The sequence below is a fragment of the Streptomyces sp. NPDC041784 genome (genome assembly GCF_055591025.1).
Window position 1 is genome coordinate 24,508 of record NZ_JBVJAB010000026.1, and the last position, 25,574, is coordinate 50,081.

General features: G+C 72.6%; 22 protein-coding genes. 14 read left to right on the forward strand and 8 right to left on the reverse strand.

Features of this window, described 5'->3' with window-relative positions:
- Positions 1-80 precede the first annotated feature (80 nt).
- From ACZ6D7_RS37090 to ACZ6D7_RS37100, 3 genes are all read right to left on the reverse strand, one after another.
- A complete protein-coding gene (locus tag ACZ6D7_RS37090) occupies positions 81-2,312 on the reverse strand; it encodes a molybdopterin oxidoreductase family protein (protein WP_469500588.1) in 2,232 nt (743 codons plus the stop codon).
- Positions 2,313-2,412: 100 nt separating this feature from the next.
- Positions 2,413-3,030, reverse strand: coding sequence for a TetR/AcrR family transcriptional regulator (locus tag ACZ6D7_RS37095; RefSeq protein WP_469500589.1), 618 nt, complete (start codon positions 3,028-3,030; stop codon positions 2,413-2,415).
- A gap of 64 nt (positions 3,031-3,094) precedes the next feature.
- Positions 3,095-3,703 (reverse strand): hypothetical protein, encoded by a 609-nt coding sequence (locus ACZ6D7_RS37100; protein WP_469500591.1) that lies wholly within the window; start codon positions 3,701-3,703, stop codon positions 3,095-3,097.
- Between the two features lie 164 nt (positions 3,704-3,867).
- Here ACZ6D7_RS37100 and hmgA point away from each other — a divergent pair, with 164 nt between their 5' ends.
- The 3 genes from hmgA to ACZ6D7_RS37115 are packed head-to-tail and all read left to right on the forward strand — an operon-like array spanning position 3,868 to position 7,145.
- Positions 3,868-5,196, forward strand: coding sequence for a homogentisate 1,2-dioxygenase (hmgA, locus tag ACZ6D7_RS37105; RefSeq protein ID WP_469500594.1), 1,329 nt, complete (start codon positions 3,868-3,870; stop codon positions 5,194-5,196).
- A 26-nt stretch (positions 5,197-5,222) separates the two neighbouring features.
- Positions 5,223-5,972 (forward strand): GntR family transcriptional regulator, encoded by a 750-nt coding sequence (locus ACZ6D7_RS37110; protein ID WP_469500596.1) that lies wholly within the window; start codon positions 5,223-5,225, stop codon positions 5,970-5,972.
- Positions 5,973-5,984: 12 nt separating this feature from the next.
- Entirely contained in the window at positions 5,985-7,145 is a 1,161-nt protein-coding gene (locus ACZ6D7_RS37115; protein ID WP_469500598.1) for a type ISP restriction/modification enzyme, read from the forward strand.
- A gap of 94 nt (positions 7,146-7,239) precedes the next feature.
- Here the strand turns inward: ACZ6D7_RS37115 and ACZ6D7_RS37120 are convergent, their stop codons facing one another.
- Positions 7,240-7,959, reverse strand: coding sequence for a TetR/AcrR family transcriptional regulator (locus ACZ6D7_RS37120; protein WP_469500600.1), 720 nt, complete (start codon positions 7,957-7,959; stop codon positions 7,240-7,242).
- Between the two features lie 63 nt (positions 7,960-8,022).
- Between ACZ6D7_RS37120 and ACZ6D7_RS37125 the strand changes: the two genes are divergently transcribed.
- From ACZ6D7_RS37125 to ACZ6D7_RS37135, 3 genes are read left to right on the forward strand one after another with little or no spacing between them, the layout of a single operon-like run.
- Positions 8,023-9,033 (forward strand): ATP-binding cassette domain-containing protein, encoded by a 1,011-nt coding sequence (locus ACZ6D7_RS37125; RefSeq protein ID WP_469500602.1) that lies wholly within the window; start codon positions 8,023-8,025, stop codon positions 9,031-9,033.
- Positions 9,030-9,812 (forward strand): ABC transporter permease, encoded by a 783-nt coding sequence (locus ACZ6D7_RS37130; protein WP_469500604.1) that lies wholly within the window; start codon positions 9,030-9,032, stop codon positions 9,810-9,812. The genes ACZ6D7_RS37125 and ACZ6D7_RS37130 overlap by 4 nt, the downstream gene beginning before the upstream one ends.
- A 13-nt stretch (positions 9,813-9,825) precedes the next feature.
- Positions 9,826-11,022, forward strand: coding sequence for a CaiB/BaiF CoA transferase family protein (locus ACZ6D7_RS37135; RefSeq protein ID WP_469500606.1), 1,197 nt, complete (start codon positions 9,826-9,828; stop codon positions 11,020-11,022).
- 10 nt (positions 11,023-11,032) lie between these two features.
- On the opposite strand, the gene ACZ6D7_RS37140 is transcribed toward ACZ6D7_RS37135, so the two are convergent.
- From ACZ6D7_RS37140 to ACZ6D7_RS37150, 3 genes are all read right to left on the reverse strand, one after another.
- Positions 11,033-11,305 (reverse strand): hypothetical protein, encoded by a 273-nt coding sequence (locus tag ACZ6D7_RS37140; protein ID WP_469500608.1) that lies wholly within the window; start codon positions 11,303-11,305, stop codon positions 11,033-11,035.
- Positions 11,306-11,431: 126 nt separating this feature from the next.
- A complete protein-coding gene (locus ACZ6D7_RS37145) occupies positions 11,432-12,253 on the reverse strand; it encodes an anti-sigma factor (protein ID WP_469500610.1) in 822 nt (273 codons plus the stop codon).
- Entirely contained in the window at positions 12,250-12,792 is a 543-nt protein-coding gene (locus ACZ6D7_RS37150) for a sigma-70 family RNA polymerase sigma factor (RefSeq protein WP_469500612.1), read from the reverse strand. The genes ACZ6D7_RS37145 and ACZ6D7_RS37150 overlap by 4 nt, the downstream gene beginning before the upstream one ends.
- Before the next feature lie 204 nt (positions 12,793-12,996).
- Between ACZ6D7_RS37150 and ACZ6D7_RS37155 the strand changes: the two genes are divergently transcribed.
- The 4 genes from ACZ6D7_RS37155 (at position 12,997) to ACZ6D7_RS37170 (ending at position 19,869) form a co-directional block, all read left to right on the forward strand.
- The gene (locus ACZ6D7_RS37155; protein WP_469500614.1) at positions 12,997-14,550 is read left to right on the forward strand and encodes a DUF4331 domain-containing protein; all 1,554 of its coding nucleotides are present in this window, start codon (positions 12,997-12,999) and stop codon (positions 14,548-14,550) included.
- Positions 14,551-14,743: 193 nt separating this feature from the next.
- Positions 14,744-16,429 carry a tetratricopeptide repeat protein gene (locus tag ACZ6D7_RS37160; RefSeq protein ID WP_469500616.1) on the forward strand — a complete coding sequence of 562 codons (1,686 nt, stop codon included), beginning with the start codon at positions 14,744-14,746 and terminating at the stop codon, positions 16,427-16,429.
- A complete protein-coding gene (locus ACZ6D7_RS37165) occupies positions 16,426-18,156 on the forward strand; it encodes a nickel transporter (RefSeq protein ID WP_469500618.1) in 1,731 nt (576 codons plus the stop codon). The genes ACZ6D7_RS37160 and ACZ6D7_RS37165 overlap by 4 nt, the downstream gene beginning before the upstream one ends.
- 60 nt (positions 18,157-18,216) lie before the next feature.
- Positions 18,217-19,869: a serine/threonine-protein kinase gene (locus tag ACZ6D7_RS37170; RefSeq protein WP_469500619.1), complete on the forward strand. Its 1,653-nt coding sequence runs from the start codon at positions 18,217-18,219 to the stop codon at positions 19,867-19,869.
- Between the two features lie 4 nt (positions 19,870-19,873).
- Here ACZ6D7_RS37170 and ACZ6D7_RS37175 read toward each other — a convergent pair whose 3' ends face one another.
- Complete coding sequence (locus ACZ6D7_RS37175; RefSeq protein WP_469500621.1) at positions 19,874-20,686, reverse strand: SGNH/GDSL hydrolase family protein; 813 nt, start codon at positions 20,684-20,686, stop codon at positions 19,874-19,876.
- A gap of 310 nt (positions 20,687-20,996) precedes the next feature.
- Between ACZ6D7_RS37175 and ACZ6D7_RS37180 the strand changes: the two genes are divergently transcribed.
- The 4 genes from ACZ6D7_RS37180 to ACZ6D7_RS37195 all read left to right on the forward strand — a co-directional run bounded on the left by ACZ6D7_RS37180 (position 20,997) and on the right by ACZ6D7_RS37195 (position 25,449).
- Positions 20,997-22,205, forward strand: a complete 1,209-nt coding sequence (locus ACZ6D7_RS37180; protein WP_469500623.1) for a S8 family peptidase — start codon at positions 20,997-20,999, stop codon at positions 22,203-22,205.
- Positions 22,206-22,817: 612 nt separating this feature from the next.
- Entirely contained in the window at positions 22,818-23,648 is an 831-nt protein-coding gene (locus ACZ6D7_RS37185) for a glycosyltransferase family 2 protein (protein WP_469500625.1), read from the forward strand.
- A complete protein-coding gene (locus ACZ6D7_RS37190; protein WP_469500627.1) occupies positions 23,645-24,652 on the forward strand; it encodes a glycosyltransferase family 2 protein in 1,008 nt (335 codons plus the stop codon). Before ACZ6D7_RS37185 ends, ACZ6D7_RS37190 begins: the two co-directional genes overlap by 4 nt.
- A complete protein-coding gene (locus ACZ6D7_RS37195; RefSeq protein ID WP_469500628.1) occupies positions 24,649-25,449 on the forward strand; it encodes a polysaccharide deacetylase family protein in 801 nt (266 codons plus the stop codon). Before ACZ6D7_RS37190 ends, ACZ6D7_RS37195 begins: the two co-directional genes overlap by 4 nt.
- The last annotated feature ends 125 nt before the right edge of the window (positions 25,450-25,574 follow it).

A 25,574-nucleotide genomic window follows, 5' to 3' on the forward strand; every position in this document is an offset into this window, starting at 1 on the left:
GACGTTAGGTCCGTTCAAACGGTGTTAACAAGACGTTGACGCGCGAGCAATAAGCGCAAAAGTCCTGGTCACAGCTTTGCTCAGGTCACAGGGGCCAGCGAGACGGGGATGCCGTTGAGGACGGCGTTGCCCGAGAGGGGGTCCAGCAGGCTGCCGTCGAGGAGCTGGTTGACGTTGACGCCGGGGTCGGTGGCGGCGTGGCTCAGCCGGGTGCCGGGCCGGTCGTGACCCCAGCCGTGTGGCAGGCTCACCACGCCGCGCCGTACGCCGTCGGTGATCTCGGCCGGGGCGGTCACCTCTCCCCCGGCGCCCTTCACCCGCACCGCGCCGCCGTCCCGCAGACCGAGCCGTTCGGCGTCCTCGGGGTGGATCTGGAGGGTGCAGCGGTTGGTGCCGCCGGTGAGGGCGGGGACGTTGTGCATCCAGCTGTTGTTGGACCGCAGATGGCGCCGTCCGACGAGGAGCAGCCCGGCGGGCCGCTCGCGCAGCGCCTCCCGCAGCCGGGGCAGATCACCGGCGATCGGCGCGGGCAGCAGCTCGATCCGTCCGCTGCGGGTCTTCAGGGGCTGCGGCAGCCGCGGGCGCAGCGGTCCGAGGTCGATGCCGTGCGGGTGGTCGAGCAGCCGGTCGAGGCTCAGCCCGTCCGGGCGGGCGCCGAAGCCGTCGCCGTAGGGGCCGAGGCGCAGCATCAGGTCGAGGCGGCGCTCGGGGCCGCTCTCGCCGGTGAGGAGCGCGGCCAGCTCCTTGGGGTCGCGGCCGTGCACGGGCGAGTGGGGTTCCGTGACGGCCTTGCCGAGGGTCTGGCCGATGACCAGGTCGTCGACGGCGGAGGGGTCGGCGCCGTGCATCCCGGTCACGGCCAGGACCAGCCGGGCGAGGATCTCGGTCTCGGCCATCCTGCCGTCCTCGAGCGGGACGGCGGGGCGGGTGTAGCGGACCTGGTTGCGCACGGCGAGGGTGTTGAAGGCGAAGTCGTGGTGCGGGCTCTGGGAGGGCGGGGGCGGCGGCAGGACGACGTCGGCGTGGCGCGCGGTCTCGTTCAGGTACGGGTCGACGCTGACCATGAAGTCCAGCGAGCCGAGCGCCTTGTCGAGCCGGTCGCCGTCGGGCGCGGAGAGCACAGGGTTGGCGGCGACCACGAGGAGCGCGCGGATCGGCTCACCCTCCTCGGTGGCGGTGTCGATCTCCTCGGCGAGCACGGAGAGCGGCAGCTCGCCCTTGGCCTCGGGGTGCCGGCCGACCCGGGAGTGCCAGCGCCCGAGCTCGAAGCCGTGGCCGGGTCCGGCCGGGCGGGGCGTCCGGTCGGTGGCGGCCTGCGGGAAGAGAGCGCCGCCGGGGCGGTCCAGGTTGCCGGTGAGGACGTTGAGGACGTCGACGAGCCAGCTGCCAAGCGTGCCGTACGGGACCGTGCAGCTGCCGATGCGGCCGTAGACGGCGGCGGTGGGGGCGGCGGCGAGTTCGCGGGCGAGGACACGGATGGTGCCGGCCTCGACGTCACAGGCGGGGGCGACGGCCTCGGGGGCGAAGTCCCGTACGGCGTCACGGAGTTCGTCGAGGCCCTCGACGTGGTCCGTCAGCTCGCCGAGGTCGGTCAGGTCCTCCTCGAACAGCACGTGGGCCATCGCGGCGAGGAGCAGCGCGTCGGTGCCGGGCCGGATGTCGATGTGCCGGTCGGCGAGCTTGGCGGTGCGGGTGCGGCGCGGGTCGATGACGGTGAGGGTGCCACCGCGCGCCTTGAGGGCCCTGAGCTTGCCGGGGAAGTCGGGGGCGGTGCACAGACTCCCGTTGGACTCCAGGGGGTTGGCGCCGATCAGGAGCAGGTGGTCGGTGTGGTCGAGGTCCGGCACCGGGATGGCGTTGGCGTCGCCGAAGAGCAGTCCGCTGGAGACGTGCTTGGGCATCTGGTCGACCGTGGAGGCGGTGAACAGACTGCGGGTGCCGAGGCCGGCGATCAGCACGGGCGGGTAGAGGGCACCGGCCATGGTGTGCACGTTGGGGTTGCCGAGGACGACCCCGACGGCGTGCGGGCCGTACCGCTCGACGACCGGCCGGATGCCGGCGGCGACGGCGTCGAAGGCCTCCGCCCAGGTGGCCTCGCGCAGCTCGCCGTCCTGGCGGACGAGGGGGGTCCGCAGCCGGTCGGGGTCGCCGTCGACGGCCGCGAAGGAGGCGCCCTTCGGGCAGATGAACCCCTTGCTGAACACGTCGTCCCGGTCGCCGCGGGCGCCGGTGACCTTGGCCCCCTCGATGGTGAGCGTCAGCCCGCAGGTGGCCTCGCACAGGGGACAGATTCGCAGGGCGGTGCGGGACACGGGTCCTCCCGGGGGCGGCGGCGTTGCCTTTTCCCGGCCGAGCATACCGACCGGTATGCATCATCGGGAGGGGTTGCCGCGATGCGGCTTGCGGGGAAGGTCAGTCCAGCGTCCGCGCCAGATACGCCCGCAGCAGCTCCCGGGTCTCCTCGATCACCTTCGCGTCACCCTCCGGATCCACCCGGAAGGCCAGCTGGACGAGGGTGTCGGCGGCTTCCACCGCGATCAGGAAGGTGCGGCGCAGATCCTCGTCGGGGGTGCGGCCGAGGTAGTCGGAGAGCATCTCGGTGAGGCGGTCGGCGACCCGGTGGTTGGGTTCGGTCTGGCGGACGCCGACCGGGATCTGGTTGCCGAAGTCGACGAGGGAGAAGCCGGGCGCGGTGCGCTTCATGGCCAGGTACTCGTCGAGCACGGCGTCCATGGCGGCCCGCCAGTCTCCCTGCCGGGCGCCCTTGAGCCGCTCGGTGACCCGCTCCGAGTAGCGCTCCAGGTTGCGCTGGGCGAGCGCGTCCGCCATCTGCCGCTTGTTGCCGAAGAAGCGGTAGACGGAGCCGATGGGCACGCCGGCGCGCTGGGCGACGGCGCGGGTGCTCAGGTCGTCGTAGCCGACCTCGTCCAACAGGTCGGCGCAGGCGTCCAGGATCCTGGTGAGCCGTTCGGCGCTGCGCCGCTGGACGGGCGCACGACGGAGCGATGTCGCTGGGGGCACGGGCTTCATGATGCCTTTCCGCCGTGGTCCGGTGAACCTCGCCCCCCGGTACGGAGAAACATGCCTGGTGCGCTCATGGCGAGGCCGAATCCGGGACCGAAGCCGAAACCGAGGCGGAAACCGGGGCCGATGCAGGCGCCGAGTCCGGGGCCGAGGGCGAGGACGGGTCGAAGGCGGTGCCCGTCGGCTGCGACGCGGTGATGTCCGCCGTGCTCTCCACCGGCTCGCCGTCGACCGCCCACACCGTGCCGTCGTCCGCGTACAGCCGCGCGGTGACCTGGTGGGTGCCGTGCGGGAGGTAGCCCGCCGGGATGCGGTAGGACGGGGCCCGCAGGTCGGCGACCGCCCGGTCGTCCACGTAGAGCCGGGCGATGCCGCGGCCGGTGACCGCCTCCGGCTTCGCGCCGTCCGGCGAGAACCGGAAATTGGCCAGCTTCAGCCGTACGTCCCAGCCGCCGTCGGCGTCCGGCTGCACCTCGACGCCGACCTCGGGCGCCCCCTTCCCGTCGACCTCGCGGTAGTGGCGCCCGTCGTCGTCGGTGTCCTTCAGGACCTTGCCCACGGGTGCGGGCGAGAGCACGTCCCCCCGCTCCCGCGCGTCACTGGAGCCACAGCCCGCGGATCCGGTCAGCAACAGGACACAGACCGCGAGCGCGGCGACGGCTGCTCGCACCCACGACATGTCGGCGACATTAGAGCAACGGTCCGACACGCGGATCCCCCTGGAGTCTGGTTCCGGTCGCCCTTGATCGTCCTCCCAGAGGAGGACCCGCGCACCTCTTGCGCCCACGAAAACGCAATCCTACGGTGATACATAGGAATCAGCCGGCAAGGAAGCGAGCGACGATGAACCGCGGGGACGCACGGAAGACCGCCGAGGGGCTGACCCATCTCTCCGGCTTCGGCAACGAGCACAGCTCCGAGGCCGTCCCGGGCGCCCTGCCCGAGGGCCGCAACTCACCCCAGCGCGCCCCGCTCGGCCTCTACGCCGAGCAGCTCAGCGGTTCGGCGTTCACCGAGCCGCGCGCCCACAACCGCCGCTCGTGGCTGTACCGGATCCGCCCCTCGGCCGCCCACCCGGCGTTCACCCGCGCCGACAACGGCGCCCTGGGCACGGCTCCCTTCACGCAGAGCGTCCCGGACCCGAACCGGCTGCGCTGGGACCCCCTGCCCGAGCCCGCGCGGGGCACCGACTTCCTGGCCGGCCTGTGGACCCTCGGCGGCAACGGCGACGCCACCCAGCGCGCCGGCATGGCCGTGCACCTCTACCACGCCGACACCTCCATGGACCGCGTCTTCAGCGATGCCGACGGCGAGCTGCTGATCGTCCCCGAGCGGGGCGGACTGCTGCTGTGCACCGAGTTCGGCCTGCTGCGCGCCGAGCCGGGCCAGGTGGCGCTGATCCCGCGCGGGGTCCGCTTCCGGGTCGAGCTGCTGGACGACACGGCCCGCGGCTACGTCTGCGAGAACTACGGCGCCCCCTTCCAGCTCCCCGACCTCGGCCCGATCGGCGCCAACGGCCTCGCCAACCCCCGCGACTTCCTGGCACCCGTCGCCGCGTACGAGGACGTCGAGGGCCCGGTGGAGGTCGTCAACAAGTTCTGCGGCAACCTCTGGACGGCGGTCTACGACCACTCGCCCCTCGACGTGGTCGCCTGGCACGGCAACCATGTCCCGTACGTCTACGACCTGCGCCGCTTCAACGTCATCGGCACGATCTCGTACGACCACCCGGACCCGTCGATCTTCACGGTGCTGACGTCCCCCTCGGACACCCCGGGGCTGGCCGGAGTGGACTTCGTGGTGTTCGCGCCGCGCTGGCTGGTGGGCGAGGACACCTTCCGGCCGCCGTACTTCCACCGGAACGTGATGAGCGAGTACATGGGCCTGATCGAGGGGGCCTACGACGCGAAGACGGCCGGGAAGGGGGGTTTCGTGCCCGGCGGCGGCTCGCTGCACAACATGATGTCGGCGCACGGCCCGGACCGGGAGACGTTCGACCGGGCGAGCGCGGCCGAGCTGCGGCCCCAGCGGATCGACGACGGACTGGCGTTCATGTTCGAGACCCGCTGGCCGGTCACCCTCACCCCGCACGCGGCCGGCGCGGACCACCTGCAACAGCGCTACGACGACGTGTGGAACGGCCTCGAACGGCACTTCCGCCCCTTGCACTGAAGATTTCCGAAGGGTACGGATGGCCCGTGACCTCCTTCGCCCCGGATTCGATCGTCCTCAATCGCAAGCTGCCGCTCTGGTACCAGGTGTCGCAGTCGCTGCGCGCCTCGATACTCGGCCGCTCCCCCCGGGACCCGCTGCGGCTGCCCACCGAGGAGCAGCTGGCGGGGCACTACGGGGTGAGCGTGCTGACCATGCGGCAGGCGCTGAAGGAGCTGGAGGACGAGGGGCTGATCACCCGGCACCGGCGGCGCGGCACGTTCATCGAGCCGAGCGTGCAGCGAGGTGCGCCGGTGCGGCTGCTGGGCTCGGTCGACGCGATCGTGGCCCAGCAGTCCGGGATGACGACGCGGCTGCTGGCCCACGGCACGGCGGCCGTACCCGCCGAACTCGCCGAGCACTTCCCGGATCTGGCCGAGGTGGCGACGTACCACCGGCTGCGCGGCGACGACAAGACGGGCGAGCCGACCAACCACGCCCGCAACTACGTCCGTCCCGAACTCGCCGCCCTGATCGACCCGGACGACCTGGTCCGCTGGCCGATGACCAAGGTGCTGCGGGACGTCGTGGGCGCCGACATCAGCCGGATCACGGACACCGTCGAGGCCCGCCTGGCCGACCCGGAGACCGCCCAGCTCCTCCAGGTCCCGCTGCTGAGCCCGATCCTGCACTACACGGGCGTCACCTACGACACGGCCGGCCGGGTGCTCGACGTGGCCGTCATCCACTACCGGGGCGACCGTTTCTCCTTCACGGTCACGCTCGACGCCACCTGAGCAGGACGTAGCATGCCCACCGTGACGCACGCCGACGCTCCGCCGCTGGCGGACCTCATGCCGTGGTCCGTCGCCCCGCCGCGACTCGGCCGCAAGTGGCCGCTGGCCCCCGACCCGGCCTCGCTCAGGGACCGCTGGGCCGCCCTGGTGAAGGCGGACGGCCCGGACCGCGAGGTCCTGTTCGAACCGACGCGCTCCCGCACCCCGCACTCGGCGGTGGGACAGCTGCCCGGGCAGCCCGGCGGCACCGAGAAGCTGGTCCGTGCCTCGGGGCCCTGCCCGGAGCCGGTACGGGTGCTGGCCGCGCCCTTCGACGAGCAGTGGCTGATCCCCGACCACCGGCTGATCGACGCGGCCCGCCCCGAGCTGTGGCGGGTGGCCGACGAACGCCAGGTGTTCGCGGTGGAGTCACCGGACGCGCCGCTGCTGGCGACCCGGCTCCTGCCCGTCCTGCGCCCCGGCCGGATCCGCCCGCTGTACCGCCGTCCCGGCGGCACGGAACCCAACCTGGCCCCGGGCCTGCTGGACCACCTGGGCCACTCCCGCGACCCGCTGGACTTCCTGGCCTGGACCCTGGCCACGGTCCGCCCCGACCTGACCGTCCCGCTCACCCGGGACCCCGGACTCTGGTCCCGGGGCGTCGAACTGGGCCACCGGGCCCTGTGGCTGCTGCGCCGCGACGGAGAGCGCCCCAAACTCCCCGGCGGCCGCCGCCCCTATGTCCGCGCACCCCTCCCGGCCCGCCCGCTCACCCTCCACTACGACCGCGAGGAGGAGGCCCTGCACCTCGACGAGGGCCGGATCTCCCCGGTCCCGCCGCAGGCCTGGGACTTCGGGACGGGCGCGGGGGACCGGGACCGGGTCCTGGAGCGCTGGTTCGCGGCACGGACGGCACAGGACGCCGAGCCGGGCACCCTCGCGGCGATCCGCCCGACGGCCTGGCAGCAGACCTGGACCTCCGAACTCCTGGAGCTGATCACGGTGCTGGCGCTGCTGGCGGAAGTCAGGGAGCAGCAGGCGGGGTTGACGGTGAGCGACCAGGTGGCGGACCTGGTGACGGCGGCGGACCTGCGCACGGCCGGCATCCTCCCGCCCCCGGAGTCCTCCCGCCGTCCGGCGACGGTCCTGGACCACCACGAGGAGGGCCCCGAGGGGCAGTTCGCCCTGCTCTAGGCCCTCACCGGCCCTCGTCGGCCCTCACCGGCCCTCGTCGGCCCTCACCGGCCCTCGTCGGCCCACACCGGCCCTCACCCCTGCCCGTCGGCCCTCACTGCCCCTTGGGGGCGAACGCGTCCAGGATCCTGTTCAGGGCCAGTTCGAACACGGCCTCCAGATCGATCGGCCCCGGATCCTCCGCGAACGCCGCCGCCATCCGCGGGTACGCCCCGCTCGCCACCTGACTCCCCAGGTACGCGATCCGCACCGCGTTCTCCTGCTCCTCCGACCACGGCAGCGAGCGCGTCCGCTCGGCGGTCGCCAGCTCGTTGGTGACATACGTCGTCACGACCCCGTTCACCATCCCGATGAGCTGCATCTTCAGGCCGTACGCCATGCCGTCCAGCGGATCCAGGCAGGCCAGGCAGTGCTCCAGGTACCGCAGGGCGTGGGGGCTGAAGCCGTACACCGGTGACATCAGCCTCGGGAGCCAGGGGTGGCGCTTCATCAGCGCGCGTGTGTCGCGCCCCACGCGGAGCATGTCCGCCCGCCAGTCGCCGCTCGGCTCCCACAGCTCGTGCTCGCCGCTGACCGCGTCCACCATCAGCTCGTACAGGTCCTCCTTACGGGGGACGTAGTTGTAGAGCGACATGGTGCCGCAGCCCAGTTCGGCGGCGACGTGCCGCATGGACACCGCGTCGAGCCCGCCCGCGTCCGCGAGCCGCACGGCCGCCGCCGCGATGTCCGCGCGGGTGTACGCGGGCCGCGGCCCCCGGCCGGTCCGCTCGGGACGGGCCCAGATCACTTCGGGTACGGCCGCTCGGCCCGCCATCGATCATCACCTCGCCCACCATCGTAGTTACGTACACCGTACGTAGTGCGCTATGGTCGACCCATGACTACTACGTACGGTGTACTTAGTGAAGGCCTGGGGAAGCGGTTCGGCGAGGTGCGTGCCCTGCGGGGCCTCGACCTCGCCGTGCCGCAGGGCACGGTGTGCGGGGTCCTCGGGCCGAACGGGGCGGGCAAGACCACGGCCGTCCGGCTGCTGACCACGCTGCTGCGGCCGGACGCGGGGTCGGCCAGGGTCGCCGGCCACGACCTGGTCCGGGAGGCGGCGGCCGTACGGCGCGCGATCGGCGTCACCGGGCAGTACGCCTCCGTGGACGGGGACCTCACCGGCCGCCAGAACCTGCGGCTCTTCGCCCGGCTGCACCGGGTGCGCGGGCCGGCCGAGCGCGCCGCCGACCTCCTCGACCGCTTCGGCCTGACGGAGGCCGCCGACCGCCCCGCGTCCACCTGGTCCGGCGGTATGCGGCGCCGCCTCGACCTCGCGGCGAGCCTGATCCGCCGGCCGGCCGTGCTCTTCCTCGACGAGCCGACGACCGGCCTCGACCCGGCGTCCCGCACCGGCATCTGGGACGCCGTGCGCGAGCTGAAGCAGGACGGCACGACGATCCTGCTGACCACCCAGTACCTGGAGGAGGCGGACCAACTCGCCGACGACATCGCCCTGGTGGACCGGGGCCGGGTCGCGCACACCGGGTCGCCCCGGCAGCTGAAGGCCGTCATCGGCTCCTACGCCGAGGCGGTCGTCGCGGACCCGGACGCACTGGCGAAGGCGGCGGGCGTGCTCGACCGGCTCACCGGCGCGCAGCCTGCGTTCGACCACGCCCGCGGCGCCGTCGGCGCGGTCACCCGGGACGGCACGCTCACCCTCCCCCGGCTGGTGCGCGAACTCGACGCGGCGGGCGTGCCGTTGCTCGACGCGAGCCTCAGGCCGCCCACCCTCGACGACGTGTTCCTCCGGCTGACCGGCACGACGGGCGAGAACCGGGACAGCGACAGCTACAGCGACAGCGACAGCGACAACAGCAAGGACAACGGCAAGGAGATCGCGGCATGAGCACGCTCGCGTACGACGGCACGGCCCTGCTGGGCCGTCAGCTGCTCCGGGTCCGCAACAACCCGGCCCTGGTGATCCTCACCCAGACCATGCCGATCACCATGCTGCTGTTCTTCGGCTATGTCTTCGGCAGCGCGCTGGCGATGCCCGGCGCCGAGTACCGCTCCTTCCTGGTGCCGGGCCTGCTGGTGGCGACCGCGGCCAACGGCATCATGACGGGGATGTTCCAGGCGGCCCAGGACGTCCACCGGGGCGTGACGGACCGGCTGCGCACGCTGCCGGTGAGCCGGGCGGCGGTGCCGCTGGCGCAGGCGGCGGCCGACCTGGTCGTCACGGCGGCGGGCACGGTCCCGTTCCTCCTGGTGGGGCTCGCGGTCGGCTGGCGGGTGGAGGGGGCGGCGCCGGCCGCCCTCGGCGCGGTGGGCCTGCTGCTGCTGTTCCGGTTCGCCTGTACCTGGGTCGGGATCCTCCTCGGGCTGCTCTCCCGCAGCGAGGAGGCGGCAGGGCAACTGGGCAGCGCGACCTTCATGCTGCCGCTGCTGTCCAACGCCTACATCCCCACCGACAACCTGCCGGGCTGGCTGCGCGCGCTCGCCGAGTGGAACCCGATCAGCGCGGTGACGACGGCCCTGCGGGACCTGTTCGGCAACGCGCCCGTCCCGCAGGACGCCGCCTGGCCCGTGGCCCATCCGGTCGCCGGGTCGCTGGCCTGGTGCGCGGTGCTGATCGCCGTTTTCCTGCCGCTCGCCGTACGGAGGTACGCCCACACCGACCGGTGACATGATCCGTCCCATGGATGGACTTCCCCTGCCCCTGGAGGGCCTCACCGTCGTCGCCGTCGAGCAGGCCGTCGCGGCCCCGTTCGCCACCCGGCAGCTCGCCGATCTGGGCGCCCGGGTGATCAAGGTGGAGCGGATCGACGGCGGCGACTTCGCGCGCGGCTACGACACCGCAGCCGGCGGCCTCGCCTCCCACTTCGTGTGGTGCAACCGCGGCAAGGAGTCCATCGCACTGGACCTGAAGGACCCGCGCGGCCTGGACGTCGTACGGCGGCTGATCGCGGACGCGGACGTGTTCGTGCAGAACCTGGCGCAGGGGGCGGCGGCCCGGCTCGGCCTGGACGCGGCCACCCTGTGCGCCGCGCACCCGCGGCTGGTCGCCGTGGACATCTCGGGGTACGGGTCCGGTGGTCCGTACGCGGACAAGCGGGCGTACGACATGCTCGTGCAGTGCGAGGCGGGGCTGGTGTCGGTGACCGGGACGCCGGGGCAGCCGGTGAAGGCCGGGATCCCGGCGGCGGACATCGCGGCGGGCATGTACGCCTTCTCGGGGGTGCTGGCGGCGCTGGTGCGGCGGGGCACGACCGGGCGGGGCGGGCCGGTGGAGGTGTCGATGCTGGAGGCGCTCGCGGAGTGGATGGGGCATCCGCTGCACCACACGATCCACGGGGGCACTCCCCCGGAGCGCACCGGCCTCGCGCACGCCGTGATCGCGCCCTACGACGCCTACGCCACCGCCGACGGCGGCCGGGTGCTGCTGTCCGTGCAGAACGACCGCGAGTGGCGGCGGCTGGCCGAACAGGTCATGGACCGGCCCGACTTGGGGACGGATCCGGCGTACGCGACGAACACGGCACGCGTGACGAACCGGGAGCGCACGGACGCGCTGGTGGCGCAGGCGCTGGGGGCGCTCGGCACCGACGAGGCGCTGGCGCGGTTGGAGCGCGCGGGCATCGCGTGCGCGCGCCTGCGGGACCTGCGCGAACTGGGAGACCATCCACAGCTGGCGGCCCGTGACCGGTGGCGGGAAGTGGGGTCGCCGGTCGGGCCGCTGCGCGCGCTGCTGCCTCCGATCACACTGCCGGGCGGGTCGGAGGCGCGGATGGGGGGCGTACCCGCGCTCGGGGAGCACACCGGAGCGCTGCTGCGTGCCGCGGGGATGACGGACGAGGAGATCGCAGCGCTGCGCCGGGACGGTGTGGCCGCCTGAGCGCGGGGATTCAGTGCCGGTGTCCGCCGAACAGCGAGCGGCGCAGTCGACGCAGCGGCGCGAAGAGCGAGACCCGGCTCACCCGCGCACCCCGGGAGCTGCGCTCATGGGGCTCACGCGCGGTCAGCTCCCGCATGAGCGAGGTCGCCTCGAGCGTCTCCCGCTGCGGTATGGCGGGGCCACCCAGCACCGAGAGATGACGGTCGAGCCTCTTGCTGGTCGCGCTGCTCCCGCAGGTGATCGCAGGGACCCTCGCCCTGCTGCGCATCGTTATCTGTTCCATGTCACTCCCCACCCGTACGAGTCCACCCGGCCCGGGCAGGGTAACCCTATCGCCCCGTTCGGGCACGCGTGTATCGAGCTCACAGGATTCACCTTCCCCGTAAGGGGGTTGACGACCCCTCCTCGATCACTCTCCGAATCCAACCGATTTCAGGGTGAGTTGGACAACGGGCTGGCTGGTGGGCTGAGCTGATCCCCCGTCGGGTTCGACGGTCACAGCGAGTGATGTCGCCGCGGTGTCGAGGCCGGTCGCGACCAGGGGCGTGTCGCCGTCGAAGAGCCCGAGGGAGCGCGGTTGCACGTTGGGGCGCATGAGCCACAGCTGGTGCACCCGTCCGCTGGGCAGGTCCTTGTATCCGCTCAGCGTGATGATCGCCTCGCCCTCCGAGGCGGAAGCGATTACTCCGATACTGCGGCCCCGCTGATCGGTGCCGGTCGTCGCGCGGGCGTCCGGAGCTGCGAGAACGTGGGCGATGTCACGTGACTGGGCACGCTCGGCGTTCAGCTGGTCCTGGGTGCGGTTCGCCTGGACGGCGAAGAGTCCGGCGACCACGAGGGCTGCGGCGGCGGTGGCCGTGGCGAACGGCACGAACAGCGGGCGGCGCGCGCGGGGCGCACGGGAGCGTCCGGGCGGCGGTTCCGTGCCCCAGACGTGCGGAGGCAGTTGGGGCGCGCGCTCCCGCACCGGCGCACGACCCGCCTCCTGCGGAGTCCGCTGTACGGCGGCCAGCACCCGTTCGCGCATCGCGGCGGGCGGCGGGGCGGCCTGGGACCAGGCCAGCCTCACGGCGTCCTCGGCCAGCTCGCGCACCTCGAGGGTGCACCGGTCGCACGTGCGCAGGTGCTTCTCGAAGCGGCGGCGCTCGTCGGGTTCGAGGGCGTCGAGCGCGTAGGGAGCGGCCAGCGAGTGCGGATCCTCACGGCGGAACAGCGAACCGAGGACGCTCATGCGGCACCTCCCAAGCAATGGCGCAGCCGCGTGAGCCCGTCCCGCATGCGCGTCTTGACCGTACCGAGCGGCAGGGAGAGCCGCTCGGCGACCTCACGGTACGTGTAGCCGTCGTAGTAGGCGAGGGTGACGGACTGACGCTGAAGAGCCGTCAGCCGGTTCAGACAGCGGCGCACCAGCTCCCGTTCCAGGCCCGCCTCGACCTCCTCCGACACCTGGTCGAAGGCCGGGTCGTGATAGCGCCGGCCCTCCCGCTGCTCCCGGTCGACGGCGGCCCGGGCGCTGCGCACCCGGTCGACCGCGCGCCGGTGGGCGAGGGTGAGGATCCAGGAGAGGGCGCTGCCCCGGCCGGGGTCGAAGCGGCCGGCGGAGCGCCAGGCCTCGAGAAGCACCTCCTGGGTGACCTCCTCCGACTGGGACGGGTCCCGCACGACCCGGCGCACCAGCCCGAACACCGGTCCGGACACCAGTCCGTACAGTTGCTCGAATGCCTTCTGGTCGCCTCCCGCGACGAGCACCAGAAGCTCGTCCGCCTCCATGCGGTCCCCCTCTCCACGGCCACACCCGGGCCGACCCGTCACACCAGGCATTCGCAACGGACACACCTCCGGATGGGGTACGGATCAGATGGCCGAAAACGCGGGTCGAGCAGGAAGAAAAAGTTTTTGGGTTTCGACCAATCCGATCGGCCCTCCGCTGCGTATCACTGTCCGTCAGGCAAGTTGGCACGGAGGACGGACGGCATGACAGCTATCTCCAGCAGCAGCGGCGCGGGACGCAGGGGCGTCGCGACTCTCATATGCGGTGCGCTGGCCGCCGGGGGGCTCGCGGCCGCCGGTATGGCCACTCTGGCTCCGGAGGCGGCCCACGCCTCCAGCCACCGGGAGGCCCCCCTCATCTCGGGGACCCCGCAGTACGACAACACCGACCTCTACGCGTTCGTCAGCCCGGACCACCCGGACACGACGACGATCGTGGCGAACTGGATCCCGTTCGAGGAGCCGGCCGGCGGCCCGAACTTCTTCCCGTTCGCCGAGGACGCGCAGTACGACATCCACGTCGACAACAACGGTGACGCGAAGGGCGAGCTGCTCTTCCGCTACACCTTCAAGACGCACGTGAAGAACAAGAAGACGTTCCTCTACAACACGGGCGCGGTCGAGAGCCTGGACGACAAGGACCTCAACGTCACCCAGACCTACGACCTGGAGCTGGTCAAGCTCAAGAACCAGAGGGTCGTGCACAAGACGAAGCTGGCGGACGACGTGCCGGTGGCGCCGTCGAACGTGGGCAAGGCGTCCATGCCGAACTACTCCAAGCTGCGCGACCAGGCGATCTACAAGCTCCCGGGCGGCGCGAAGACCTTCGCCGGCCAGGCCGACGACCCGTTCTTCCTGGACCTGCGCGTCTTCGACCTGCTGTACGGCGGGAACCTCTCCGAGGTCGGCAACGACACCCTCAAGGGCTACAACGTCAACTCGATCGCCCTCCAGGTGCCGACCGACATGATCACCGAGTCGAAGCACCAGCCGATCGTCGGCATCTGGTCGACCACCCAGCGCCGCAACGCGCAGGGCTACTACGCGCAGGTCTCGCGCCTGGGCATGCCGCTGGTCAACGAGGTCGTCAACCCGATCAAGGACAAGGACAAGTTCAACGCGTCCGAGCCCAAGGACGACGGCCAGTTCCTGAAGAACGTCACCAACCCGGAGCTGCCGAAGCTCATCGAGGCGATCTACAAGATCAAGGCCCCGGCGGAGCCGCGCAACGACCTGGTCGACGTGTTCCTCAAGGGTGTCAAGGGCCTCAACCAGCCGCCGTACGTGACGCCTTCGGAGCAGCTGCGCCTCAACACCTCCATCAAGCCGACCGCCAGCCCCAAGCGGCTGGGCGTGCTCGACGGCGACAACGCGGGCTTCCCCAACGGCCGTCGGCTCACCGACGACGTGATCGACGCCTCGCTCCAGGTCGTCGAGGGTGAGCTGGTCGGCGCCAAGAACGACCTCGGTGACGCGGTCGACAAGAACGACAAGAACTTCGAGAAGGCCTTCCCGTACGTCGCCCTGCCGACCGAGGGTTCGCGCGGTCCGCTCGGCAAGGGCGTCAGCGGCGGCACCGACGTCCGCAGCGCGCTCGGTGACGCTCTCCAGCCGGCGTCCTCGACCGAGAGCAACACCACCCTGATCGCCGCGTCCGCGGGCGCCGGCGCGGCCGGCATCCTCCTCATCGGCGGCGGCCTCATGTGGTGGCGCCGGTCCACCCGCGGCACCGGGGGCCGCGCCTACCGGGGCTACTAGGCCCTCCGTCCGGACCAGGCCGGTTCCGGGTGCCCCGGCACCTCGGTCCCGGCCTCGGCCCGGGCGGGCCGGGGAGAATCCTGCGCTCCCCGGCCCGCCCCACCGACTGGCGCGGCCCGCGTACTCATCCCCCACGGCGCGGGCCGCGCCACCCCACCGCAGGCTGATCCACCCCAGGCGACCGAGGAGAGGCATGTCCCCGCGTACGAACGACGGCGAGCCGGAGCGCGAGCGACCGGAACCCGGACGGCAGTCCGAGGACACGCCCACGACGAAGAACCTCGCGGAGACGGAGAGCCTCGCGGAGACAGAAGACTTCGCGGAGACGGAAGACCTCGGGGAGACAGAACACTTCGGGGAGACAGAAGGCTTCGGGGAACCAGAAGGCTTCGGGGAGACGGAAATCCTCGCGGAAACCGATTCCGAGGACGCGTTCGCCGTGCAGGACACCGAGGCCACGGACACGCTGGAGGCCGCCGAGGCCGCCGCCGCCGAGACAGAGGCCGACGAGCGGGTCGCCGCCGTCCGCCGCGTCGCGGCCGCCGGGCGGCGCTGGCGGGGGGTCCAGCTCGGGGCCTGCGCGGCGATGCTGGCCGTGGCCCTCACCGCCGGCGCGATCGCCCTCGGCGCCGCGCGCGACGGCCAGGACACCCCTGTGGTGACCGCCGCCGCAGTCTCCCCCGGACTGCTCGCGAGCGCCGACCTCGAGCAGGGCATCACCTCGCTCCAGGCCCATCTCCGCGCCCAGCCCAGGGACTTCGGCAGCTGGGCCACGCTCGGGCTCGCCTACGTCGAGCAGGCCCGCACCAACGGCGACCCCTCCCGCTACCCGCAGGCCGAGCAGGCCCTGAAACGCTCCCTCGCCCTGCGCCCCGACAACGACCAGGCGCTCGCGGGCCGGGCCGCCCTGGCCGCCGCCCGCCACGACTTCCCGGGCGCGCTGAAGTACGCCGACCGGGCACTGAAGCAGAACCCCTACAGCGAGCGCGCCCTGTGTTCCCGGATCGACGCCCTCGTCGAACTCGGCCGCTACGAGGACGCCGGGCGCGCGGCCGACACCGCCGACGAACGGCGCCCGGGCGTCCCGGTGTTCACCCGCTACGCGTACGTCCACGAGCTGCGCGGCGACGTCACCACCGCCCGCCGGGTCCTCGACCAGGCGCTCGGCTCGTCCACCTCTCCCGGCGACATCGCCTACGTGGCCACCCAGATCGGCCAGCTCGCCTGGAACCAGGGCGACTACGAGGACGCGCTCACCCACTTCGCCCGCGCCCTCGCCGCCGACGAGAACTACCTCCCGGCGCTGGAGGGCAGGGCCCGCGCCCAGGCGGCGAGCGGCCGGCGGACCGAGGCGGTCGAGGGGCTGGAGAACGTCGTCGCCCGCTTCCCGCTCCCCGGCCCGCTCGTGGAACTCGGCGAGCTGTACGAGGCCCGCGGCACCGAGGGCGACGAGGCGAAGGCCGACGACCAGTACACCCTCGTCGACGCCTGGACCGCCCTCGCCCGCGCCAACGGCGTCAACGCCGACCTCGACACCGCGCTGGCGGCCGCCGACCACGGCGACCGGGCGGCGGCGCTGCGCGCGGCCCGCGCCGAGTGGGACCGCCGACGGACCGTGCACACGGCGGACGCCCTCGCCTGGGCCCTGCACGTCAACGGCAAGGACGCCGAAGCCCTCCCCTACGCCCGGAAAGCCACGGCCACCGGTTACCGCAGCGCGTCCTTCCTCTACCACCGCGGGGTGATCGAGCAGGCCACCGGTCACCCCGACGACGCCCGTACGCACCTCTCGGCGGCCCTGGAGCTGAACCCCGGCTTCTCCCCGCTGGGCGCCCGCGAGGCCCGTACGGCACTCAAGACGCTGGAGGCGGACCAGTGATTCCCCGTCGTCTGTTCGCCTCCTGCGCGGCCGTGCTCACGGCCGGCTGCGCGTTCGCGCTGGTTCCTTCCGCCAGCGCGAGCGCGCACCCCCTCGGCAACTTCACCGTCAACCGTTACGACGGTCTCGTCGCCGCCCCCGGACAGCTCCGGGTCGACCACGTCGAGGACCTCGCCGAGATCCCGGCGACCCAGGCCAAGCCGGACATCGAACGCCTCGGGATGAGCGAGTGGGCCCGGCAGCGGTGCGCCGCGGCCGCGTCCGGCAGCGAGGTCACGGTCGACGGCCGCGCCGTCACCCTCACGGCGGGCGCCGGCAAGGCGGTCGTACGGCCCGGTCAGGCCGGGCTGGACACGCTGCGGGTGGAGTGCCGGCTGACGGCCCCGCTGCCCGCCGACGACACGGTCACCGTCGCCTTCCGCGGCGCGGGCGCCTCCTCCGGGCCCGGCTGGCGCGAGATCACCGCGCGCGGCGACCGGATGACGCTCGCCGAGTCCGACGTACCGAGGACATCGATCTCGGACGGACTGACCACGTACCCGAAGGAACTGCTCTCCTCGCCCGCCGACACCGCGACCGCGTCCCTGCGGGTGCGGCCCGGCGGTCCGGCGCTGGTCGAGGACGACGAACGGGACGCGCCCGCCGCGTCCGTGCTGCCGCGCGGTGCCGACCGGTGGACCCGCGCCCTGGACAGCCTGGTCGCCCGGCAGGACCTCACCCTCGGCTTCGCCGCGCTGGCGCTGGTGATCGCCGTCGGCCTCGGCGCGATGCACGCCGTCGCGCCCGGCCACGGCAAGACCATCATGGCCGCGACGGCCGCCGCCCGGGGCGGCAGGGCCCGGATGAAGGACGTCCTGCCGCTGGCCGCGTCGGTCACCATCACCCACACCCTGGGCGTGGTCGCCCTCGGCCTCCTGGTGACCGCGGGTTCGGCCGCGGCGCCCTCGGTGATCGCCTGGCTGGGCCTGGCCAGCGGCGCCCTGGTGCTCTTCGCGGGCGTCACCCTCGTACGCCGGGCGTGGCGCAACCGGGGACACGGGCACGGACACACCCACAGCCACGGCGGCCACACGCACACCCATGGCCCCAGTGGTCACCCCCACACCCACGCCCACCCCCACGGCCCCGGTGACGATCATCAGGACGACCACGGGCACGACCATGGGCACGGGTATGACCACGACCACGAGACCGCTCCCGCGCGCCCGCTCGTGCTGGCCGGCGGGCACACCGGGCCGCACGCCCCCGCCCGCGCGAAGGCGCCCGCGCCCGCCCATGAGCACGAGCACGACCACGACCACGACCCCGGCCACGAGCACACCCACGATCACGCCGGTCACACCCACACCCATGGCGGTCACACCCACACCCACGCCACCGCCCCGACCCTCCGCGGCACGATCCTGCTCGGCTTCGCCGGTGGCATGGTGCCCAGCCCCTCGGCCGTGGTCGTGCTGGTCGGCGCGGCGGCGCTCGGGCACGCCTGGTTCGGGCTGCTGCTCGTCGTCGCGTACGGCGTCGGGCTGGCGCTGACCCTCACGGCGGCCGGGTTCGCGGTGGTCAAGCTCGGATCGGGCGCCACCCGCCTGCTGGACCGGCAGCCGCGCTGGACGGCCCACCCCGCCGTGTCGCTGGTCCGCCGCAACCTGCCGGTCTGGTCGGCGCTGCTCGTGGTGGCCCTCGGGGCCGGACTGGTGCTCAAGGGGGCAACATCCGTACTGGGCTGAGCTACGTTTGTGTGGTTGCGGAGGTTTTCGCCCGGATGCGATGTGCGAATGGGGGACGCGGTGTCCGAAGAACCGGGCGGTGAGCGGCTGATCGCGGGCCGCTACCGGCTCCTGACCCCGCTCGGCGAGGGCGGCATGGGCACGGTGTGGCGGGCTCGGGACGAGGTGCTGCACCGCGAGGTGGCGGTCAAGGAGGTGCGCGCCCCGGCGGGGCTGCCCGCCTCCGACATCGAGCGGATGTACGCGCGGCTGGAGCGCGAGGCCTGGGCCGCGGCCCGGGTCGCCAACCGGAACGTGGTCACGGTGTACGACGTGGCCATGGAGGACGGGCGGCCGTGGATCGTCATGGAGCTGGTGCGCGGGGTCTCCCTCGCCGACCTGCTGGACGCCGAGGGTCCGCTGGAGCCGGCCCGCGCCGCGCACATCGGCGCCGAGGTGCTCTCCGCGCTGCGGGCGGCCCACGAGGCCGGGGTGCTGCACCGCGACGTGAAGCCGGCCAACGTGCTGATGTCGAACGACGGCCGGGTGGTGCTGACCGACTTCGGTATCGCCACGGTCGAGGGCACCTCCGCGCTGACCATGACCGGCGAGGTCATCGGCTCGCCGGAGTTCCTCGCGCCGGAGCGCGCGCTGGGGCGCACACCGGGGCCCGAGTCGGATCTGTGGTCGCTGGGCGTGCTGCTGTACGCGGCGGTCGAGGGCAACTCGCCCTTCCGGCACGACACCCCGTTGAGCACGCTGCGCGCGATCGTCGACGAGGAGCTGCCGCCCCCGCTCCGGGCGGGGCCGCTGGCGCCGGTGATCGAGGGTCTGCTGCGCAAGGACCCGGCCGAGCGGCTGCCGGCCGACCGGGCCGAGCAGGATCTGCGGCTGGTGGCCGCGGGCGGCAGCCCGCGTGGGGACACGTCCCGTTCGGCGCCGTACGCGCCGTATCCGCCCACGCCGTATCCGCCGACGGTCGCGAGCCCCGCCGGGCCGGCCCGCCGGGATACGACGCCGGCCACGCCGGTGCCCCCGGTCGGAGGCCCGCCGTGGACGAACGCGAACGCGCACACGACCGCGACGGCGGAGCCGGAGCGCAACCGCCGGGCCGGGGTCGTGCTCGTGGCCGGTGTGGCCGCGCTCGCGCTGGCGGTGGCCGGGCTGACGTACGGGCTGCTGAACCGGGACGGCGGGACGGACGACGGAGGCGGCACCGGAGGGGTCACCAACAGCCGGACCGAGGGCCTGAGTTCGCCGTCGGCGCAGCAGGAGACCAGCGAGGCGCCCTCCGAGCCGGCGAGTCCGAGCCCGAGCCCGAGTCCGAGCGCCTCCAGCAGCGCTCCGCGGCAGACCGTGGCGGTGACCGTCACCGGCAGCAACACGGACTACACCGGTTCCTGTCCGCCGCCGGACGCCTCCGCGCCCGCGTTCACGGCGACGATCACGGTGGGCGTGCTGCCCGCGCAGGTGTCCTACCGCTGGGTGTCGAAGGACGGTCAGCTGTCGGGGCAGACCTGGAAGACGCTCGACTTCCCGTCGGGGGGCGGGAAGTCGAAGCAGGACAAGGTGATCGTGTCGACGTACGCCGAGAGCGGGACGTACCGCAACGCGATCGGTGTCGAGGTGCGGGACCCGGTGAAGGCGACGTCCCAGTACGTGCCGTTCTCGGTCACCTGTGAGACGGAGGCCCCGCCGGGCGGAGCCTCCCCCTCGCCTTCGCCCTCCCAGTGACGGCTCAGGCCGCGCTGTTGAGGACCGGCAGATAGCCACCCGACTGACCGGACGCGGTCGGGTGGTAGGAGTCGCCGATGCTCAGCCAGTTGAGGCTGTGCAGCCAGGAGCTGCCGGAGCAGATCTCGTGGCCGGCGAAGGTGGTGCGGACGTCGCCGAACACGTAGCCGTGGGCGGCGGCGCGCTTGGCGAGGGCGGTGTCGAGGTAGTCCGCCGCGTTGTTGATGGCGGCGCGCTTGGTCTCGGACAGGCCCAGGCAGACCGTGCCGAGCTTGTAGAAGCGGGGGTAGCCGATGACGACGACGCGGGCGTTCGGCGCCTTGGAGCGGATCGCCGAGTAGACGGTGTCGAGCTTGCCGGGGAGTGTGGAGTCGACGTACGCCTTCGCCGTGTTGATGCGGTTCAGGCAGGTGCTGTCGGAGCCGGTGACGCAGGTGGTCATGACGTCGGCGAAGCCGGCGTCGTTGCCGCCGACGGTGATCGAGACGAGGCCGGTGGAGGAGTTGAGGCCGCCGAGCTGGCTCGCCAGGACGTCGTCCGTCCGGGCGCCCGAGCAGGCGGCGAAGGTGAACGAGGCGGGGGCGTGGGCGGCGTTCCACAGGTACGGGTACGCCTTGGTGCTGCGCTTGCAGGTGCCGCTGGAGCTGAGGTAGCCGCCGGCGCCGACTCCGGAGGAGTAGGAGTCGCCGAGCGCCACGTAGCCGCCGGCCGCGGCGAGGGGGGACGGGGACGCCTGGGCCGCACTCGCCCCGGTGAGGGCTGTGCCCACGGCGAGGAGGAGTGAGCTGACGAATACGACAAGTCGGGAACGTCTCATGGAACCTCCCTTTAGCAGGATCTCTGCCACAACCGTGGTAGCAACTACGCGTGTTGACCGGAAGTGTCCATGCCAAGACTTTTCTGGCGCCCTCCAGATCGTTCACGAGCGCTTCGCGTTCACTTTGTTACGTGCTCATGTCAATCATGTTGACGCCCCCTCAACTCCCTTTCGCTACGCCCGTAGATGACGCAGGCTTTACCCCGGCCGAGAGCGGAACGCGACGTTCGAGGCTGTGCGCCCCGCGCGCACCCCCCACAGTCGTGCGCCCCACCCAGGCGCGCGCCGCCTAGAGGAGGACTCCCTCGTAATGGCACACCTGCGTAGCAACAAGGCCCGCACGGCCGCCGTCACCACCTTGGCGGCCGCCGCCCTCGTCGGCGGGCTCACCGCTCTCCCGGCCCAGGCCGCCCCGGCCGAGGGCAGGGTCCTCGCGGCGAACTCCCCCACCGCCGTGAAGGACAGTTACATCGTCACCCTGAAGTCCCAGGCCGGCTTCCGGGCGTCCTCGGCCACGGGCAAGGACCTCATCAAGGAGTACGGCGGCACGGTCAAGAAGACGTTCGGCACCGTGCTGAACGGCTACTCGGCCACCCTCTCCGCCGCCGAGGCGCGCAGACTCGCCGCCGACCCGGCGGTGGCCACGGTCGAGCAGAACCAGACGGTCCACCTGGCCGACACCACCCAGTCCAGCGCCCCCTGGGGCCTGGACCGCATCGACCAGGCCGCGCTCCCGCTGTCCGGCACGTACACCTACCCGGACACGGCCGGCGGCGGTGTCACGGCGTACGTCATCGACACCGGCGTGCGCATCACCCACTCCCAGATCAGCGGCCGCGCCTCCTACGGCTACGACGCCGTCGACGGCGACACCACCGCCTCCGACGGCAACGGCCACGGCACCCACGTGGCCACCACGATCGCGGGCTCCACCTACGGCGTGGCCAAGAAGGCGAAGGTCGTGGCCGTCCGGGTGCTCAACAACAGCGGCTCCGGCACCACGGCGGGCGTGATCGCGGGCATCGACTGGGTGACGGCGAACCACTCCGGCCCCTCGGTCGCCAACATGTCCCTCGGCGGCTCCGCCTCCACCTCGCTGGACACGGCGGTCGCCAACTCCATAGCCAGCGGTGTGACCTACGCGGTCGCGGCCGGAAACAGCAGCGCCAACGCGTCCTCGTACTCCCCGGCCCGCGTCTCCACCGCGATCACGGTCGGCGCCACCACCAGCGCCGACGCCCGGGCCAGCTACTCGAACTACGGCTCGGTGCTGGACATCTTCGCCCCCGGCTCCTCCATCACGGCCGGCTGGTACACCAGCGACACCGCGACCAACACCATCTCCGGTACGTCGATGGCGACCCCGCACGTCGCGGGCGCGGCCGCGGTCTATCTGGCGAGCCACACCTCGGCCACCCCGGCGCAGGTCTCCACGGCGCTCACGGGCGGCGCGACCACCGGCGTCGTCACCAGCGCGGGCACCGGCTCCCCGAACCGGCTGCTGAAGCTCGTACCGTGAACCGTTCCGTCTCTCGGTGAACCGCTCACCGAGACTCGCACCCTGACCCCAGGGCCGTCCGGACGGCTCTGAGTCACCCCGGTCCCCGGAGGCGCCCCACCGCCTCCGGGGACCATTTGTGTCCGGACCGTGCCCCCGAATCTCCGCCGTGCTCCGGTGTTCCGCGTTCCTCGTTACGGGACGAGCCGTTGTGTAACGGTCAAACGAACAAAAAGGTGAGGGCTCGTTCCAGGTCTTGCCATCCGGGCGTAATCATCAATACCGTCATACATCTCACCCGCACCGGCCCGTCAGCAAGCGGCTCAAGGGGAGGGCTCAAGGACCGCGACGGTGCTCGGGGCGGGGCGCGGTAGGGGGGTGCCGTGCTCGGTGACCGCACTGGTGACCGGGCCGTGCCGCGCGGTCGGCCGCCGATGTCGGGCGGCCGGTCAGCTTTGCCAGCTCACCCGGTGTGCGCGGAGGGGTACTCCGTCATGCCGTGCCGTGCTGCGGCGGAGAGGGGTTCCGTCGTGCCGTGCGGCCGTGGGTGGGAAAACAACCCCCCTTTCGAACCGGACGTGGATCCGGGCCGCCCAGGGGCGGGCGGCCCACCGGACGAGAGGGACCAGACTCATGAGTTCCGTTCTTCAGCCGGCGACATCGGGCCAGGATCTCCAGGCTCCGTCGACGGTCGGCAAGTACCGGCCCATCTCCTCTCACCTGGCCATCGCGCCGCCGGTGAGCGTGGTCATCCCCGCGATGAACGAGGCCGAGAACCTTCCGTACGTCTTCAAGACCCTGCCGGACTGGATCCACGAAGTGGTCCTGGTCGACGGCAACTCCACCGACAACACCGTCGAGGTGGCCCGGGACCTGTGGCCCGGCGTCAAGGTGGTCGGACAGCAGGGGCGTGGCAAGGGGGACGCCCTGATCACCGGCTTCGAGGCGTGCAGCGGCGACATCATCGTGATGGTCGACGCGGACGGCTCGGCCGACGGCAACGAGATCGTGTCGTACGTGTCCGCCCTGGTCTCCGGCGCGGACTTCGCCAAGGGCTCCCGCTTCGCCAACGGCGGCGGCACCGACGACATGACCTTCATCCGCTGGCTGGGCAACCGGGTGCTGTGCGGCATCGTCAACCGCAAGTTCGGCGCCCGCTACACCGACCTGTGCTACGGCTACAACGCGTTCTGGCGGCACTGCCTGGACAAGATCGAGCTGGACTGCACGGGCTTCGAGGTCGAGACCCTGATGAACATCAGGGTCGTCAAGGCCGGCCTGAAGGTGCAGGAGATCCCCAGCCACGAGTACCTGCGCATCCACGGCGTCAGCAACCTGCGCGCCGTCCGCGACGGGCTGCGTGTGCTGCGGGTGATCCTCAAGGAGCGGTCCAACCGGCGTGCGCTGCGCCGGGTGGGCCGGCGCTCCCCGATGCTCGACTCGGTCCGGGGAGAGGTGTCTTGAGCACGCTGGGCGTCTCCGTCGTCATCTGCGTGTACACCGAGGACCGCTGGGAGGACATCCTCGCGGCGGTCGCCTCGGTGCACGCCCAGACCCACCCGGCCCTGGAGACCCTGCTGGTCGTCGACCACAACCCGACGCTCCAGGACCGGCTGGCCAGGGAGTACAAGGAGGACGACGGCGTACGGGTGCTGCCCAACGCGGGCCCGCGCGGGCTGTCGGCCGGCCGCAACACCGGCATCGCCGCCTCCTGCGGCGAGGTCATCGCCTTCCTCGACGACGACGCCGTGGCCGAGCGGGACTGGCTGCGGCGCTTCGCCGACCCCTACTCCGACCCCAGGGTGCTGGCCGTCGGCGGCCGGGCCGTGCCGGTGTGGTCCTCGGGCCGGCGGCCCGACTGGTTCCCCGAGGAGTTCGACTGGGTGGTGGGCTGCTCCTACCGGGGCCTGCCGCCCGGCCGGGTGCGGGTCCGCAACATCCTCGGCGGCAACGCCTCCTTCCGGCGCACCGCGTTCGACGTCGTGGGCGGCTTCGCCACCGGCATCGGACGCGACGGCAACAAACGTCCGATGGGCGGCGAGGAGACGGATCTGTGCATCCGGCTCACCCGCGCGAGACCCGACGCGATCCTGCTGATGGACGACCGCGCGGTGATCCACCACAAGGTGCCCGAGGCGCGCGAGCACTTCGGCTACTTCCGCACCCGCACCTACGCCGAGGGCCTGTCCAAGGCGCTCGTCGCGCGCAGCGTCGGCACCGAGAAGGGGCTGGAGTCCGAACGCCGGTACGCCACCCGGGTGCTGCCGGCCGGTGTGGCGCGCGGTCTGCGCGACCAGCTGCTGGCCCGGCCCGGCGGGGCCCGGCGGGCGGGCGCGATCGTCGCCGGGGTGCTGACGGCGGCCGGCGGGTACGTGGTCGGCAGCCTGCGGGCGCGCCGGGCCGGGACGACGTTCGAGGTCGTACGGATCGGGGCCGTACGGGAGGCGGAACGGGAGGACGCCGCATGACGCGGGCCCGCGTGCCGATCCTCATGTACCACGCGGTCGCCGCCGCACCGAACGACGCCACCCGGGCCCTGTCGGTCACACCCGAGGCGTTCGCCGAGCAGATGACGGTGATCGCGGACCGGGGCCTCACCCCGCTCACCACGGCCGATCTCGCGGCCCGCTGGCGGGCGGGCCGGCCACTGCCCGGCCGGCCGGTGCTGATCACCTTCGACGACGGCTACGAGGGCGTGCACCGGCACGCCCTCCCGGCGCTGGCGAAGCACGGCTTCCCGGCCACGCTGTTCGTCTCCACCGGCTGGATCCGGGGCGCGTACGACACCGGCGGCGGCCTCGACACCATGCTGGACTGGCCGCAGGTGCGCCGGCTGGCGGAGGCCGGTGTGGAGATCGGCGGCCACAGCCACACCCATCCGCAGCTCGACCAGCTCGACGACGCGGCTCTGCGCGCCGAGCTGGTCCGCTGCCGGGACATCGTGGCCGGCGAACTGGGCGCCCTGCCCGTGTCGTTCGCCTACCCGTACGGCTACTCCAGCCGCCGGGTGCGCACGGCGGTGCGCGAGAACGGGTTCGCCCAGGCGCTGGCCGTGGGCAACTCCCTCGCGCGGCGCGCCCAAGGGCCGTACGCCCTGCGGCGGGTGACCGTGCGGCGCGGCACGGGCGCCGAGGAGTTCGAACAGCTCCTCGACGGCCACGCCGTCGGCCGTGTCTTCGCCCGGGACCGGGTGCTGACGAAGGGGTACGCGGCGGTGCGCAGGACACGGCGGCTGCGGCGCAGGGCGGTCGACGCCCTCGGCTGAGCGACTGCCCGACGAGCGGCCCCGGCGGAGGACTCCGCCGGGGCCGCTCGCGACAGGCCGGACCTACCGGACACCCGCGACACACCACGCGCACTGCGGAAACCGGGTGCAGACGACGTCCTTGT